12 protein-coding genes are annotated in these 15,481 nt (G+C 60.0%); 3 read left to right on the forward strand and 9 right to left on the reverse strand.

Going from position 1 to position 15,481, the window contains the following annotated elements:
- Window positions 1–85 precede the first annotated feature (85 nt).
- Window positions 86–3,439, forward strand: coding sequence for a carbamoyl-phosphate synthase large subunit (carB, locus tag ACR0M3_RS10545; protein WP_480546130.1), 3,354 nt, complete (start codon window positions 86–88; stop codon window positions 3,437–3,439).
- Window positions 3,440–3,504: 65 nt separating this feature from the next.
- Here carB and ACR0M3_RS10550 read toward each other — a convergent pair whose 3' ends face one another.
- From ACR0M3_RS10550 to ACR0M3_RS10560, 3 genes are read right to left on the reverse strand one after another with little or no spacing between them, the layout of a single operon-like run.
- Window positions 3,505–6,552, reverse strand: coding sequence for an efflux RND transporter permease subunit (locus tag ACR0M3_RS10550; RefSeq protein WP_480910627.1), 3,048 nt, complete (start codon window positions 6,550–6,552; stop codon window positions 3,505–3,507).
- An 11-nt stretch (window positions 6,553–6,563) separates the two neighbouring features.
- The gene (locus ACR0M3_RS10555; protein ID WP_209504756.1) at window positions 6,564–7,601 is read right to left on the reverse strand and encodes an efflux RND transporter periplasmic adaptor subunit; all 1,038 of its coding nucleotides are present in this window, start codon (window positions 7,599–7,601) and stop codon (window positions 6,564–6,566) included.
- A complete protein-coding gene (locus ACR0M3_RS10560; protein ID WP_267364261.1) occupies window positions 7,598–8,065 on the reverse strand; it encodes a MarR family winged helix-turn-helix transcriptional regulator in 468 nt (155 codons plus the stop codon). Before ACR0M3_RS10560 ends, ACR0M3_RS10555 begins: the two co-directional genes overlap by 4 nt.
- Before the next feature lie 158 nt (window positions 8,066–8,223).
- Between ACR0M3_RS10560 and ACR0M3_RS10565 the strand changes: the two genes are divergently transcribed.
- Window positions 8,224–9,348, forward strand: a complete 1,125-nt coding sequence (locus tag ACR0M3_RS10565; RefSeq protein WP_480557788.1) for a beta-ketoacyl-ACP synthase III — start codon at window positions 8,224–8,226, stop codon at window positions 9,346–9,348.
- A 26-nt stretch (window positions 9,349–9,374) separates the two neighbouring features.
- Here the strand turns inward: ACR0M3_RS10565 and ACR0M3_RS10570 are convergent, their stop codons facing one another.
- Window positions 9,375–11,177, reverse strand: coding sequence for a hypothetical protein (locus tag ACR0M3_RS10570; RefSeq protein ID WP_480910629.1), 1,803 nt, complete (start codon window positions 11,175–11,177; stop codon window positions 9,375–9,377).
- Between the two features lie 159 nt (window positions 11,178–11,336).
- The gene (locus ACR0M3_RS10575) at window positions 11,337–11,798 is read right to left on the reverse strand and encodes a hypothetical protein (RefSeq protein ID WP_480475505.1); all 462 of its coding nucleotides are present in this window, start codon (window positions 11,796–11,798) and stop codon (window positions 11,337–11,339) included.
- Window positions 11,799–12,153: 355 nt separating this feature from the next.
- Here ACR0M3_RS10575 and ACR0M3_RS10580 point away from each other — a divergent pair, with 355 nt between their 5' ends.
- Window positions 12,154–12,732, forward strand: a complete 579-nt coding sequence (locus ACR0M3_RS10580) for a thymidine kinase (RefSeq protein ID WP_480475503.1) — start codon at window positions 12,154–12,156, stop codon at window positions 12,730–12,732.
- On the opposite strand, the gene ACR0M3_RS10585 is transcribed toward ACR0M3_RS10580, so the two are convergent.
- The 4 genes from ACR0M3_RS10585 to ACR0M3_RS10600 are packed head-to-tail and all read right to left on the reverse strand — an operon-like array spanning window position 12,729 to window position 15,365.
- Window positions 12,729–13,679: a 2-hydroxyacid dehydrogenase gene (locus ACR0M3_RS10585; RefSeq protein WP_480910631.1), complete on the reverse strand. Its 951-nt coding sequence runs from the start codon at window positions 13,677–13,679 to the stop codon at window positions 12,729–12,731. The genes ACR0M3_RS10580 and ACR0M3_RS10585 overlap by 4 nt on opposite strands.
- Entirely contained in the window at window positions 13,679–14,017 is a 339-nt protein-coding gene (locus ACR0M3_RS10590; protein ID WP_267362951.1) for a tRNA-binding protein, read from the reverse strand. Before ACR0M3_RS10590 ends, ACR0M3_RS10585 begins: the two co-directional genes overlap by 1 nt.
- The gene (proC, locus tag ACR0M3_RS10595; protein ID WP_480910634.1) at window positions 14,010–14,825 is read right to left on the reverse strand and encodes a pyrroline-5-carboxylate reductase; all 816 of its coding nucleotides are present in this window, start codon (window positions 14,823–14,825) and stop codon (window positions 14,010–14,012) included. Before proC ends, ACR0M3_RS10590 begins: the two co-directional genes overlap by 8 nt.
- A gap of 39 nt (window positions 14,826–14,864) precedes the next feature.
- Window positions 14,865–15,365, reverse strand: coding sequence for a type III secretion system chaperone family protein (locus ACR0M3_RS10600; RefSeq protein ID WP_209598027.1), 501 nt, complete (start codon window positions 15,363–15,365; stop codon window positions 14,865–14,867).
- Window positions 15,366–15,481 lie beyond the last annotated feature (116 nt).

The following is a 15,481-nucleotide window of genomic DNA, read 5'->3' on the forward strand; positions in this document are numbered from 1 at the left end:
CCTTTCTGCGTGGTCCCTATAACGCACGACAATTTGGGCGCTTGGGCGGCGCCCGCGACTCGTGCAAAATCGAAGGGGCCAGGCCATGCCGAAGAGAACCGACATCAAGTCGATCATGATCATCGGGGCGGGTCCCATTGTTATCGGTCAGGCCTGCGAGTTCGACTATTCCGGCGCTCAGGCCTGCAAGGCCCTGCGCGAAGAAGGTTACCGGGTTATTCTGGTCAACTCGAACCCGGCGACAATCATGACTGACCCCGGACTTGCCGATGCCACCTATATCGAGCCGATCACGCCCGAGGTCGTCGCCAAGATCATCGAAAAGGAACGCCCTGACGCCCTGCTGCCCACAATGGGCGGGCAAACCGGTCTGAACACCTCGCTCGCGCTGGAAGAGATGGGGGTGTTGGACAAGTTCGGTGTCGAGATGATCGGTGCCAAACGCGACGCCATCGAGATGGCCGAGGATCGCAAATTGTTCCGCGAGGCGATGGATCGGCTGGGGTTGGAAAACCCCAAAGCCACCATCGTGACCGCCCCCAAGAAGGCCGACGGCTCTGCCGATCTGGAAGCAGGTGTGCAGATCGCTCTGGACGAGTTGGAGGAAATCGGCCTGCCCGCCATCATCCGCCCGGCCTTTACCTTGGGCGGCACAGGCGGCGGCGTGGCCTATAACCGCGAGGATTATATCCATTTCTGCCGCTCGGGCATGGATGCCTCGCCTGTCAACCAGATCCTCGTCGATGAAAGCCTGCTGGGCTGGAAAGAATACGAGATGGAAGTGGTGCGCGACACTGCCGACAACGCCATCATCGTCTGTTCCATCGAAAACGTCGACCCGATGGGCGTGCACACGGGTGACTCGATCACCGTGGCCCCTGCCCTGACGCTGACCGACAAGGAATACCAGATCATGCGCAACGGCTCGATTGCCGTGCTGCGCGAGATCGGGGTGGAAACCGGCGGCTCGAACGTGCAATGGGCGATCAACCCCGATGATGGCCGCATGGTTGTGATCGAAATGAACCCGCGCGTGTCGCGTTCATCGGCGCTGGCCTCCAAGGCGACGGGTTTCCCGATTGCCAAGATCGCCGCGAAACTGGCCGTGGGCTACACGCTGGACGAGTTGGACAATGACATCACCAAGGTCACGCCTGCGTCGTTCGAACCTACCATCGACTATGTCGTCACCAAGATCCCGAAATTCGCGTTTGAAAAATTCCCCGGCTCTGAACCCTACCTGACCACTGCAATGAAGTCGGTGGGTGAGGCGATGTCCATCGGGCGCACCATCCACGAATCCATGCAGAAGGCGCTGGCATCGATGGAATCCGGCCTGACCGGGTTTGATGAGATCGAAATTCCGGGGCTGAGCATCGGCCTGTGGGATGAGGTCGAAAGCAGCGACGACAAAGCGCATGTCATCAAGGCGATCAGCAAGCAGACCCCCGACCGCCTGCGCACCATCGCCCAAGCCATGCGTCATGGCCTGAGCGACGATGAAATCTTTGGCGTCACCAAGTTTGACCCCTGGTTCCTGGCCCGCATTCGCGAGATCATCGAAGCAGAACGCACCGTGCGTAAGGATGGTCTGCCAGTGACCGAAGAAGGCATCCGCAAGCTCAAGATGCTGGGCTTCACCGATGCGCGTCTGGGCAACCTGTCAGGCCGCAGCGAAGATAACGTGCGCCGCGCCCGCCACAATCTGGGCGTCACCGCGGTCTTTAAACGCATTGATACCTGCGCTGCTGAGTTCGAAGCGCAGACACCCTATATGTACTCGACTTACGAAGCCCCGATGATGGGAGATGTCGAATGCGAGGCACGCCCAAGCGACCGCAAGAAGGTCGTTATTCTTGGTGGTGGCCCGAACCGGATCGGTCAGGGGATCGAGTTCGATTATTGCTGCTGCCACGCCTGCTATGCGCTAACCGAGGCCGGGTACGAAACCATCATGGTCAATTGCAACCCCGAGACGGTCTCGACCGACTATGACACCTCGGACCGTCTGTATTTTGAGCCGCTGACCTTTGAACACGTCATGGAAATCCTGACGAAAGAACAGGAAAACGGTACGCTGCACGGCGTGATCGTTCAGTTCGGTGGGCAAACTCCGTTGAAGCTGGCCAACGCGCTTGAGGCCGAGGGCATTCCGATTCTGGGTACCACACCGGACGCAATTGACCTGGCCGAAGACCGTGAACGGTTCCAGGCGCTGGTCAATGAACTGGGCCTGAAACAGCCCAGAAACGGTATTGCCTCGACCGATGAAAAGGCGCTGGAGATTGCCGAAGAGATCGGTTTCCCGCTGGTCATTCGCCCCTCTTACGTTCTGGGCGGTCGTGCGATGGAAATCGTGCGCGATATGGATCAGCTGCGACGCTATATCAACGAGGCCGTTGTGGTCTCGGGCGACAGCCCCGTACTGCTGGACAGCTATCTGGCGGGCGCGGTCGAGCTGGACGTAGATGCGCTGTGTGACGGCACCGACGTTCACGTGGCGGGCATCATGCAGCACATCGAAGAAGCGGGCGTTCACTCGGGCGATTCCGCCTGTTCGCTGCCGCCCTATTCGCTGTCGAAAGAGATCATCGGGCAGATCAAGGAACAGGCATTCAAACTGGCCAAGGCGCTGAATGTCGTTGGCCTGATGAATGTGCAATTCGCGATCAAGGATGATGAGATCTATCTGATCGAAGTGAACCCGCGCGCCTCGCGCACCGTGCCGTTTGTTGCCAAGGCCACCGACAGTGCAATTGCGTCGATTGCGGCGCGCGTCATGGCGGGCGAGAAACTGGCCGATTTCCCGATGCGCCCGCCCTATCAGGAAGGCAAGGACACCAAGATCGCGGACCAGATGACGTTGGCCGATCCGGACATGCCGTGGTTCTCGGTGAAAGAGGCCGTCATGCCCTTCGCCCGGTTCCCCGGCGTCGACACCATCCTTGGCCCGGAAATGCGCTCGACCGGCGAGGTGATGGGCTGGGACCGTGACTTCCCACGCGCGTTCCTCAAGGCGCAGATGGGCGCGGGCATGGTGCTGCCGTCCTCTGGCCGTGCGTTCATTTCGATCAAGGATGCCGACAAGGGCAAAGCCATGCTGGAAGCGGCGCAGGTTCTGGTTGATCAGGGTTTCACGCTTGTGGCCACGCGCGGCACGCAAAGCTGGCTGGACGAACAGGGTGTTGCCTGTGACGTGGTGAACAAGGTGTACGAAGGCCGCCCGGATGTGGTGGACATGCTGAAAGACGGTCAGGTGCAGCTGGTGATGAACACCACCGAAGGTGCGCAGGCGGTTGAGGACAGCAAGGCCATCCGCTCGATCGCGCTGTACGACAAGATCCCGTATTTCACCACCGCAGCTGGGGCCAATGCCGCAGCACTGGCGATCAAGGCACAAGCTGAGGGCGACGTTGAGGTGAAATCGCTACAGGGGTAAAGACCCATGAACCAAACAGAAAAGCCTCAGAGGAAACTCTGGGGCTTTTCCTTATTTTCAATATTTTACGCAGGTATTTCCATCGTTTTCTTTCGTTCGTCACGGGCGAAGAACAGCAGGTAAAACACCGGTGCCGCGACCATTGTCAGCACGGTGGCAAATGCCAGACCGCCCATGATCGTCACTGCCATCGAGACAAAGAACGCATCCGTCAGCAGTGGCGCCATGCCCAGAATGGTCGTGACAGCCGCCAGCATGACGGGCCGCAAACGCGACACGGATGCTTCGATGATTGCCTCGCGCAGGGGCTTGCCGGTAGCGCGGACCAGATCGATTTCCTCAACCAGAACAATGCCGTTCTTGATCAGCATGCCCGACAGGCTGAGCAGGCCCAGAAGTGCCGTAAAGGTGAAGGGCAACCCTGTTCCCAGCAGGCCGATTACCACGCCGTTCACGGACATCGGCACCAGCAGCCAGATGATGATCGGCTGGCGGATTGCGTTGAACAACAGGACCGAAATCAACACCATGATCAGCAGGCTCAGCGGCAATTGTCTGCCCAGGCTTGCCTGCGCGTCGCGCGAATTTTCGAACTCACCGCCCCACTCCATCTTGTACCCGGGCGGCAATTCGATGGCCTCGATGGCGTCTCGCACTTCGGCGTGAACCTGTGCCGCAGTCAGGTCGGGCGGGATGTCCGCGCCGACGGTGATGGTCAGAACCCGATCACGACGGTGAACCAGCGTATTGAGCGTTTTGTACTCGAATCCATCCACCATTTGTTCAATTGGTACAAACTTTTCCGACTGGTCCGAGTACACGACCTGATCAACGATCGAGTAATCTCCGTCCGCGGGTCGGCGCAGGATGATCGGGATCAGGCGGTCGCGCTCGCGGAACACACCACCCGTAATGCCGTCGGTCGAGAATTGCAGGGTGGCGGCGATGTCTTCGCGTGTGACACCGGCTGTCTGCGCCCGTTCGGTGGCATAGATCGGTTGCAGAGCCAGTTCCTGCTCGCGCCAGTCGTGATGAACCAACAGCGCGTTCGGGGATGCGGCTGCCATGCGCTGCACCGCCTCATCAGCAAGCTGGCGCAGCACGACCGGATCGCTGCCCGAGAACCGAGCCTGAATCGGATCACCACCGCCGGGGCCAAAGACCAGACGCTTGGTGCCGAACTCACCTTCGGGGAATTGGACCGACCCAAACGCCTCAAGATCCGCTTGCAGCGCCGGGATGTCGTCCAGGCTTGCTGTGCGGATGACCATATGCCCATAGCTGGGGTTCGGCTTTTCGGCTGAATACGTCAGCATGAAACGAGTAGCCCCCTGGCCGACAAAGGTCGTGACCGAGACCACGTCGTCGCGTGCTGCCAGCCACTCTTCGAACACCGCCATGTCTTCGGCGGTTCGTGCAATCGGTGTGCCCTGCGGCAGTTTGTAGTGCACAAAGAACAAAGGCGTGTTGGAGTTGGGGAAGAACTGCTGTTTCATCAGCCCAAACCCGGCATAGCACACGACGGTTACGCCGACGAGACCAGCAACAACCAGCCAGCGGAAGCGCAGCGCAAAGCGCAGGATCGCACCATAGGTGCGGAACAGGAGGCCGCCGTAAGCGTCGATCTCGCCTGCTTTGCCCTGTTTGAAGAAGTAGTGCCCCAAAAGCGGCGTGACGGTGATCGCCAATACCCAGCTGAGCAACAGTGAAATACCAATCACGGCGAACAGAGAGAACAGGAATTCTCCGGTTGCGTCAGGGCTGAGGCCAATGCCCGCAAAGGCCATGATGCCAATCACGGTCGCACCCAGCAGCGGGATCTGGGTTTTTGACGCCACATCCTCGGCCGCATCTCGCGAGGACTGGCCGCGCAGCATGGATATCTGCATCCCTTCGGCCACGACGATGGCGTTGTCCACCAGCATCCCCATGGCGATGATCAGGGCACCCAATGAGATTCGTTCCATCTCGATTGAGAAGAGCGACATGAACAGAAGCGTGCCGACCACGGTCAGCAGCAGGGTCGAGCCGACGACAATGGCCGCGCGCCAGCCCATGAAGATGCCCAGCACGGCGACCACGATGGCCACCGACATGGCAAGGTTCACGAGAAAGTCGTTCGAGGCCTGCTCGACCACCACATGTTGCTGATAGATCGGCAGGATTTCGACACCGAAGGGAATGCTTGTGTTCAACTCCGCGAATTTGGCGTCAGCGCGTTTGCCGACTTCGACAATGTTTTCGGTGGCCAGACCCGCGATGCCCAAGGTGAAGGCCTCGGTCCCGTTGTAGCGGATAATGATGTCGGGGTCGTTCTGACGGGCACGATAGACATCGGACATGTCAAAGAGGTTGATCACCTGCCCTTGCGAACCGACAGACAGGCCCGCAATGGCCGACACACTGTCCGACCCTTCGGCCGTCAGAATGGTGGTGCGCTCGTTATCAGAGCGCAAGGACCCTGAGGAATTGACCGAATCCGCATTGGCGATGGCCTGGTTGATCGCTTGCAGCGGGACATTCTGGTTCACGGAAATCGCCAGATCGGGTTCGACAAAGATCGCCTCGTCCGGCAGGCCCTGAACCTCGACATCCGCAACGCCGTCAACAGTCAGCAGTTCCCGCCGCAAGAAGGTTGCCAGTTCGTGCTTTTCGGCGTCCGAGAACCCTTGGGCGGTCACCGCATAGAACAGGCCGAACACGTCGCCGAACCCGTCATTCACAAACGGCTGGCCGACGCCCGAAGGCAGGCCGCGCGCGGCGTCACGCACCTTGGCCCTGAGCCGGGTCCAGATGGCAGGCAGTTCTGTGCCGTCATATGTCGACTTGATCTCGACCTCGATCAGGGACCGTCCGGGTTGATTGACCGAGGTGATGACATCCACCTCGCCCATCTGCTGTATGGCGGATTCCAGCGGTTCCGATACTTCCAGCGCCACCTGCTCGGCGGTGGCACCGGGGTATTGCGTGGCGATGACCGCGTTTTTGATTGTAAAGGCCGGGTCTTCCAGACGGCCAAGCGATGTGAACCCCCAGATGCCCCCAATGAGGGCAATGAGGATGACCAGCCATGTGTAAAGCGGCCGGTCGATTGAGGCGCGGGCGATATTCATCTGTCAGCCCCTCAGTTCGCGAAACCGGCAAACCGGCGCACCGTCTGACCATCCGTCAGCACAGCGCCCCCGGCCACAACGACCTCATCCCCGTCAGACAGGCCCGTCAGCACCCGGACATCGCCGGTTTGCGTGGGCTCGATGGTCACCGGGACGCGGCGCACGGTGCCCTCATCCGCCCCGACCGGGGAAAACACCATGACGTTCAGCGCGCCGTTTGCGTCGGCGATCACAGCGGTTGCTGGCACGATGATGCCAATGCGGTTGTCCTGCACCTGAACATTGACGGTAACGGACGAGCCGGGAAGGATCAGCAACCCCTCGGGCGGGGTCAGGCCGAACTGGATGCGGAAGGTTTGACCGACGCTGGAGGTTTCCGCGTCGAATTCACGGATTTCCAGCGGGAAGACTTCGTCACTGGCAGGGAATTTGGCGGTGATCGTTCTTTGATCAGTCTGGCCGGAGCGTTGAAACAGGATCTCGGGCACGTCGACCACGATGCGCAATTCGGACATGTCGTGAATGCGGACGATGGGCGTGCCTGCCGAGACGGTGGTAAACGCCTCGACCGAGCGGCTTGAGACCAGCGCGTCAAAGGGCGCGGTCAGCGTGGCGTGTTCCAGTTCATATTCCGCGTCGCGCAGGGCGATCGCGGCCAGCTGCGCCTCGGTCTCGGCATCGTCCACGGCCACCTGGCTGGCGGTTGTACCGCGCAGGCGCGACAGGCGCGCAACGGTGCGGTCGGCCTGTTCCTTTTGCAGCCGCGCCCGATCAAGGCGCAGCTCGAACGGTTCCTGATCCAGACGGGCAATCAGGCCGTCCTTGGGAATCACGAAGCCTTCGTTGATGGGCATTTCGACAATCTGGCCCGCAACCTGAAAGGCCAGATCAACGGTCTGGCGCGCGGCGACGCGGCCAAAAAACTGCCGCGTGAAACCGGGCGCGGTTTCACGCACCTGCATGAGTTTCACCGGTTTCGGGGTCTCTTGAGCGGCAATCGGGGTTGCCAGAATGGCCAGTGCAAGGCCCAGAGAGGTCAGGAGTTTCATTTCTTCAATCCCTCGGGAATTCCCGTTTTCAATACGTTGTCGCGGATTTTGCGCGCCAGTCGCGCGAATTCGGCAGTTTCTTGTTCGTTGAGGCCCGAGGCCCGGTGAAACAGGTCCCCGGCGGCGGCGACCAGCATGTTGCGGGCTTCTTCGCCCTGCTTTGTCAGCACCAGCAACCAGGCGCGGCGGTCTTCGGGGTCACGCCGCCGCATCAGGTAGCCCGCTTTTTCAAGGGCATCGGCTGTGGCGGTGATCGTTGATGGTACGCTTAACATATCGGCGGCCAGAACGCCCATGCGCTTGGGCTGATCCAGCTTGATCAGCATGTGGCATTCCGGGTGGCTCAGGTCTGTTTCGATACAGTCGAAGGTCTCTTCCAGTTTCCAGTACAGGGCATAGACGCCCATGATCGCCTGAATCTCGGGGCTGAGGCGGCCCAGTCTGGCACTGATATCGTCTGGCATTGGGGTCTCCGCGCGGGTTACGGGGCGATATACTTCAATTTATGAACTATTCAAGATATGAAACTGCACCCCGGAACGAATTCCCTTGGGTCAACATATCTTGATCAAATCACGCCATGACTGCATTTTGGGCGAATCCGAAACATTCAGGACCCGCCATGTATACCCCCGCCATCACCGGTACCGGTGTCTTCACGCCGGAGAACGTCATCACCAACGCCGAGCTTGTCGAAGCGTTCAACGCTTATGCCGACAAGCAGAACGCGAAGAATGCCGAGGCCATCGCAGCCGGGCAGATGGAGGCGATGCAGCATTCCTCGGAAGAGTTCATCGTCAAGGCTTCGGGCATTCAGAACCGCTATGTGATGGACAAGGCCGGGGTGCTGAACCCGGACGTGATGCACCCGACGCTGCGCCAGCGCAGCGATGACGAGCCCGGGATCATGACCGAGATGGCAGTGGATGCCTGCAGGAAGGCGCTGGCGCAGGCGGGGCGTACGGCGGCGGATGTCGATCTGGTGATCTGCGCGGCCTCGAACCATGAACGCGCCTATCCGGCGATTGCAATCGAGATTCAGCAGGAACTGGGCATCGACGGGTTTGGCTTTGACATGAATGTCGCCTGTTCTTCGGCCACGTTCGGCATTCAGGCGGCGGCGGATATGGTGCGGTCCGGGTCGGTGCGCGCGGCGTTGGTGGTGAACCCTGAAATCTGCTCGGGCCATCTGGAATGGCGCGACCGGGATTGTCACTTTATCTTTGGCGATGTGGCAACGGCAACGCTGATCGAGCGGATCGAAGACGCCAAAGGCCCGCATTTCGAAATCCTGTCGACCCGCTGTGCCACCGCCTTTTCAAACAATATCCGCAACAACAACGGGTTCCTGCGCCGGTCGCGCCCCGATGGCGTGATTGACCGCCGCGACATGCAGTTCATGCAGAACGGCCGGAAGGTGTTCAAGGAAGTGTTGCCGATGGTCAGCAAGCATATCAGCGACCATATGGAAGCCGAAGGGGTCAGCAATACCGACCTCAAACGCCTGTGGCTGCATCAGGCCAACAAGACGATGAACGACTTCATCGGCAAGAAGGTTCTGGGCCGCGAACCCGAGGCGGGCGAGCAACCCAATATCCTTCAGGATTATGCGAACACCTCATCCGCAGGGTCGATCATTGCGTTTTCGAAATACTCTGACGATCTGCAAGAGGGCGATCTGGGGCTGATCTGTTCTTTTGGAGCCGGGTATTCGGTTGGTTCGGTGATCGTCAAGCGTCACGCCTGATCGGCATTCCGCAGAGCGCTTACGGACTAGAGATCGGCCGCGAGCTGAAAAACCTGAAACGCGGCCCCTTCCCCACCATCAATCCGGCTGAGATAGGCGGGGGTTTCACCCTTGGCTAGCTGGGATTGCAGACCGCGCCCCTGAGATGCCCAATCCCAGAATTCGGCACGGGGCGCGGCGGTGCAGAGCAGCACATAGCTTACACCCAGCGCGGCAAGACGCGGACCGGCCTGGGACGCATCCATACGCAAAACCGCGATCTGCGCCTGAATTCCGGCCCGGTTGCGGTGATAATTCCCCGCCAGAACCGAATGATCGGTATAGCGCAGCACTTCTGCCGCATAATCAAAATCGACCAGAACCATTCCGGCTGGCAGGTCTTGCAGGGCCGCGTAGGCCTCGGGCGCTTTGCAGGGGGCGCCGATGTTTTGCGAATCCTGCGCGGCCTCGGCGACGGGTGCCGCAAGGGAGGGGCGCGCAAACCGTTCCAGCTGTTTTTCCACGCTGCTACCAATCTTTGGCGAGACGCAGACGATAAAGCCTATCATAGCCAAGCCGGAGAGCGTGCGGCCATGGCTTCTGTAACTGACGTAAAAGGCCCGCAGCATCTGAGCCTGAACAGCCACAAGAGACACGCCCAGAAACGTCATCATCCGGGACTGGTACAGAAACATGGAAAACCCGGTCACAATCAGCGCCAGAAACAGGAAGTAATCCATTTTGTCTTGCGACTGGCGGGCAAAGAACAAGGCTGCCACCGCCGTGATGACGGACATGGCGATCAGGGCCGCAGCCTCGCCCCGATGTCGTTCCAGCACGACGGTGATATTCTGTGCTTCGGCAACCTGGCTGAGCCAGAAGTCGCGCATGTCCTGAGGCAGGTCCGCAATCGGGTTTTCAAGGCAGTAGGGCGCAAATGCGTAAGCGCAGCCGAGTGTTACAGCGCCTGTCGCAAGACACGCGCCGATGCGCCCCCAATAGGACCAGCCCGACCCGACCCAGGCTGCTGCACACAGGCACAGGGCCGCGATCCCGGCCGGCAGGGCCACACTGATCGTCAGGGCATCGCAGCTTGGGAACAGAAAGCCCTGACGCCCCGTTGTTGCAACGCTGGCCAACAACAGGGTCAGCGCCAGCCCGGTTCCAAACACCATGGTGCGGCGGCGGGCGGCTGTGCCGGTCACGATCCAGTCAATCGTGAAGAACACCGCGATAATCGCGACCTGCACGATCGATTCGGTTCCGATTGACACCGAAAGGGCCAGACAGACACCCAGCCATCCCGCAGCAGAGGGTTTGGCCTTGCGCAGGACAAAGAACATGAGGGCCGCTGCAAACAGCAGAATCTGAACATTGTGGTGGTCAAACGAGAAATAGTCGAACTTCCGATAATGTTCGAGCGTCAGCGCACCGACCACCAGTGCCGAAATCGCGCCATTTCGCCCGCCCAACGCTGCGCCGGTGACAGCAAAGGCCCACAGGGTCAGCCCCGCCAGAAGCACCGGCCACACAAACGCGGTCACTTGCAAGGCGGTGTCGGGCGGCACGACCATCGCGGACAGCGCGTAGATCCCGGCAATCGGTGCATCGACAAGCCGGGACCAGTGCATCAGCGTGCCGTCACCGGGGCCCAGCCGATGCTGATAGGCGTCAAACCAGCCCTGTCCCGCCAGCAGGTCCTGTACCATGACCCAGCGCATCGCGTCATCAGGGCCTTCCTGATAAGCGCCAAACAGCACCGTGGCCAGAAAGAGCGCATAGACAAACAGGAACGACCGCCAAACCATACGGTCTGCGAGAATGCTGTAATTTCCCTGCATTTTCTGCATGGTTTACTGCCCTTGACGATCTTGCCTGCGCCACAGCTTATCTGAAAGACGTGACTGAATTGAGGCGCAGAGTCCGGTTGATGATCATGCCACAAAGCGCACGACATCTGCGGCGATCCGGGCAGGCGGTTTTTGGCCGATAGCTGGCCGCCACCAAGCCTAGCTGACGCTTTCTTCTTCCAGGTGCAGTTTCATTTCTATCAGGACCTGCTGAAGCAAACTGGTTTCTTTCAGCAGCCTTTTGGCTTCGTTCACCGTGATGATGCCATCTTCGATAGCGGACTGATATTCAGTCATCAACATTGCAAACCGCTGGCTGAGCGCGATGACATCCGAATTCACCCCGCCTGTGCGAGGATCCTCGGTGTTGCGTTCGCTGTAGGACAAGGTGATGTTTTTCAGATCCGCCAGCGCGGATGTCACATGCGGATAAGTTGCTGCGTTTTCAAGCCGAGCCACCGCATCCACGGGCATGAACCTGTCCGCGTGTTCGGCATTGTCCGAATAATACCGGCCCAGGGTCGCCTTGGATTTTCCGGTGATTTCACAAGCAGCTTCTATTCCGACATCTTTGACCAGCGCTTCTGTGTGTTTCTTCAGATAGGCCCCGATATCTGCCATTGATTTACCTTTATTACCTGCAAACGCCCGCCCGGTGTCCAAACCGGGGAAAGCGTCGGGAAATTTCCCATACCTGAGTCATAATTGAAATGTCATACATTGACTATCCCTCAGATAAGCGGGGGATTTTGTGAGTGAGTGGCGGCAGTTCAAGCCGGTAAAGAGTGATTGCGGGGCGGTATTGTTGGGCCTTGCTTTGTTTTGGCCACATGTTGGCCGACGGCGTCGCTGTTGCAGACGCGGGGGTTCCATCCCCTACGAGCCCAGCTCGGCCTCTGCACACGCAATGGCGACGTCGCTTCTTACATCCCTTTGCTCTCTTGTTCCTTTTGGCCGGGCGTTTTAGACCCACGCCATGGCAAAGCTGTATTTCAACTATTCCACCATGAACGCGGGCAAGTCGACCGTGTTGCTACAGGCGTCGCACAACTATCGCGAGCGCGGGATGCAGACCTATCTGATGACCGCCGCCCTTGACGGGCGGGCGGGTGCGGGGCGGATTGCATCGCGCATCGGCATATCGGAGCAGGCTGACACGTTCACACCCGAAGATGATGTCTTCGCCATGATCCGGTCCAGGCTGGACAAAGGTTCCGTGGCCTGCGTTTTCATTGATGAGGCGCAGTTCCTGTCCGAGGCGCAGGTCTGGCAACTGGCCCGTGCGGTGGACGATCTGGATGTGCCGGTGCTGGCCTATGGGCTGCGCGTGGATTTTCAGGGCAAGCTGTTCCCCGGTTCTGCCGCCCTGCTGGCCCTTGCCGACGAAATGCGCGAGGTGCGCACGATCTGTGAATGCGGCCGCAAGGCCACGATGGTGATTCGTCGCGACGAGACCGGCAAGGCCATCACTGAAGGGGCGCAGGTACAGATCGGCGGGAACGAGACGTATGTCTCGCTCTGCCGCAAACACTGGCGCGAGGCGGTGGGCGACTAGACCGGGTTGGGCAGCGCCCTGCCCGCGACAAAGGCCGCCACGTTATCCAGCGCCATGTGCCCCATGCTGCTGCGCACCTCTTCGGTGGCGGTGCCCAGATGGGGCAGCAGGGTGACGTTTTCCATATCGCACAGGGATTGCGGCACTTTGGGTTCGAACTCGTAGACGTCCAGCCCCGCCCCCGCGATCTGACCGGTTTGCAGCGCCGTGATCAGCGCGGCCTCGTCCACCACCTCGCCACGGGCGATGTTGACCAGAATAGCCGAGGGGTTCATCGCCTCAAGAACCTGCGCATTGATCAGGTGGCGGGTTTCCGCACCACCGGGAACCGCAAGCACAAGGAAATCGACCGAAGCGGCGAGTGTTTCAAGGTCAGGTGTGAATTCTGCCGGGAAATCCAGATCTTTTGGATTGCGGGATTGATAGGCCACCTGCATGGCAAACCCGAAATGACAGCGGCGCGCGATGGCCTGCCCGATGCGGCCCATGCCGACGATGCCCACGCGCTTGCCGGTCACGTGACGGCCCAGCATCTGCGTCGGGTGCCAGCCCTGCCACTGACCCGACCGCACCAGCCGCTCACCCTCACCGGCGCGCCGGGCTGTGGTCAGCAGCAGGGTCATGGCGATATCAGCCGTGGCATCGGTGACGGCGCCGGGGGTATTGGTTACGTCAATCCCGGCCGCGCGTGCCGCATCCACGTCGATATGGTTGAAGCCAACACCGAAATTGGCCAGCAGCTTGCAGCGCGGTGGACCGGCTTCTGCAAAAATCTGCGACGAAAACTGATCACCCAGCGTCGGGACGACCACGTCGTAATCGGCCAGAGCGGCCAGCATCTCCTGCCGTGACATGGGCAGGGTGTTTTCCCGGATGGTCACATCGAAATCGGCGCGGGCGCGCGATTCGACTGCCGGGGTCATCGGGCGCGTGATCAGCAGTTTCATCAGTGCATCCGCCCGCCTGTAGGAACCTTGCCGTCGGGGCCGATCAGAACGATCTCGCCGCTGTCATCGGGAAGACCCAGCACCAGAACTTCGGACATGAACTTGCCGATCTGGCGCGGAGGGAAGTTGACGACAGCCATGACCTGTTTGCCAACCAGAGTGGCCGGATCGTAATGCGCGGTGATCTGGGCCGAGGTCTTGCGCTCGCCGATCTCGTCACCAAAGTCGATCCACATCTTGATCGCGGGTTTGCGGGCCTCGGGATAGGGCTCGGCGCGGATCACCTCGCCCACGCGAATATCGACCTTGAGAAAGTCGTCGAACGAAATTTCACTCACGCGAGAGCTCCTTGGATCGGTCGGTTGCGGCCTTGACGGCACGGTGCAGCAGGTCAGGAAAGCCGGTTTCCTGATGCATCAGCACCTCAAGCGCGGCCTGTGTGGTACCGTTCGGAGAGGTCACGTTGATGCGCAGCTGCGCGGGGTCTTCGTCGGACGCCATGGCCAGTGCCCCGGCACCGGCCACAGTGGACTTGGCCAGTTTCATCGCAAGCTCGGCAGGCAGGCCATGCGCCTCGCCCGCTGCGGCCAGGGTTTCGATCAGATGGAACACATAGGCCGGGCCGGACCCGCTGAGCCCGGTGACGGCGTCCATCTGTGCCTCATCCTCTAGGCGAACGGTCTGGCCCACTGCCGCCAGCAGGTTTTCGGCCTGTTCCATATCGGTCTCGGAGGCGTGTGCGTTGCCGATCAGTGCCGTGATGCCCTGACGGATAGCGGCGGGTGTGTTGGGCATTGCGCGAATGATCGGGGTGTCTTGGCCCAGAACGGATTCGAAGGTGGCAATCGAGGTACCAGCCGCAACGGAAATGAACAGGCTGGACCCACCGCCCAGCGCCTGAAGGGCAGGCAGGGCTTCGCCCATCATCTGCGGTTTGACCGCAACCAGCACCACGGCGGGGGATTCGGGCAACGGTGCGTTGATATTGACGCCCTGCGCCTTCAGCCAATCTGACGGGTAGGGATCGATGACCCAAACGGAAGCTGGCGGAAGGCCGTGTTCCAGCCATCCCGCCAGCATTGCGGACCCCATCTTTCCGCACCCCAGAAGCACAAGCCCCTGTTCGGCCACTCGCGTCATGTCCATTTGCCCCTCCCGCTTTACATATCGGTTCGGGGCAAAGGTTTACGCGCGGCCGTAGGCCTCTGCAATGGCCACTTGCATGGCTTCTTCTGGCCCTCTGTTGCCCCAGGTCACCAATTGGATCGCGGGGTAGTACCGCTCGGCGCTCATGACGGCGGCATTGATCATCGTGTCGATCTGGTCAGCGCTGGCCGTTTGCCCGCCTGCAAGGACCAGACCATAGCGATAGACCATCAGCTTCTGGTTTGCCCAATAGGTAAACGCGCCTGCCCAGCACTGGTCGTTCATCTTGTTGAGCAGCTCATAGAGCTGCATTTCACGCTCGGCCGGTGGTTCCATTTCGAAGCTGCACACCATGCGCAGCGTTTCGTCATAGTTGGACCAGGCCAATGTGATCGAATAGGTCCGCCACTGCCCTTCAACGGCCATGGCAATCTGATCGTCCCCAATGCGATCAAAATCCCAGTCGTGGTGTTCGGCCAGATGCTCAACAATGTCGATCGGATGAATGTCTTCTTCGAGATACTGCTCGGAAAGGGCCATAATGCCACCTCACTAATCTCTAGCATTTCGGGGCTGGCAGCGCCCCAGCGCTAGTTGCCTGCTCTACAAACCGGGCTTCCCCCATAGGCCTGTACTAAATATGGTGCGATGTGGCG

This window comes from Ruegeria sp. O5, from assembly GCF_056535105.1.

Bases quoted from the DNA above. Each gene is read 5' to 3' on its own strand.
- ACR0M3_RS10580 (WP_480475503.1), top strand. From the start codon at position 12,154: ATGGCAAAGCTGTATTTCAACTATTCCACCATGAACGCGGGCAAGTCG.
- ACR0M3_RS10585 (WP_480910631.1), bottom strand. From the start codon at position 13,679: ATGAAACTGCTGATCACGCGCCCGATGACCCCGGCAGTCGAATCGCGC.
- carB (WP_480546130.1), top strand. From the start codon at position 86: ATGCCGAAGAGAACCGACATCAAGTCGATCATGATCATCGGGGCGGGT.
- proC (WP_480910634.1), bottom strand. From the start codon at position 14,825: ATGGACATGACGCGAGTGGCCGAACAGGGGCTTGTGCTTCTGGGGTGC.
- ACR0M3_RS10575 (WP_480475505.1), bottom strand. From the start codon at position 11,798: ATGGCAGATATCGGGGCCTATCTGAAGAAACACACAGAAGCGCTGGTC.
- ACR0M3_RS10555 (WP_209504756.1), bottom strand. From the start codon at position 7,601: ATGAAACTCCTGACCTCTCTGGGCCTTGCACTGGCCATTCTGGCAACC.
- ACR0M3_RS10560 (WP_267364261.1), bottom strand. From the start codon at position 8,065: ATGCCAGACGATATCAGTGCCAGACTGGGCCGCCTCAGCCCCGAGATT.
- ACR0M3_RS10570 (WP_480910629.1), bottom strand. From the start codon at position 11,177: ATGCAGAAAATGCAGGGAAATTACAGCATTCTCGCAGACCGTATGGTT.
- ACR0M3_RS10565 (WP_480557788.1), top strand. From the start codon at position 8,224: ATGTATACCCCCGCCATCACCGGTACCGGTGTCTTCACGCCGGAGAAC.
- ACR0M3_RS10550 (WP_480910627.1), bottom strand. From the start codon at position 6,552: ATGAATATCGCCCGCGCCTCAATCGACCGGCCGCTTTACACATGGCTG.
- ACR0M3_RS10600 (WP_209598027.1), bottom strand. From the start codon at position 15,365: ATGGCCCTTTCCGAGCAGTATCTCGAAGAAGACATTCATCCGATCGAC.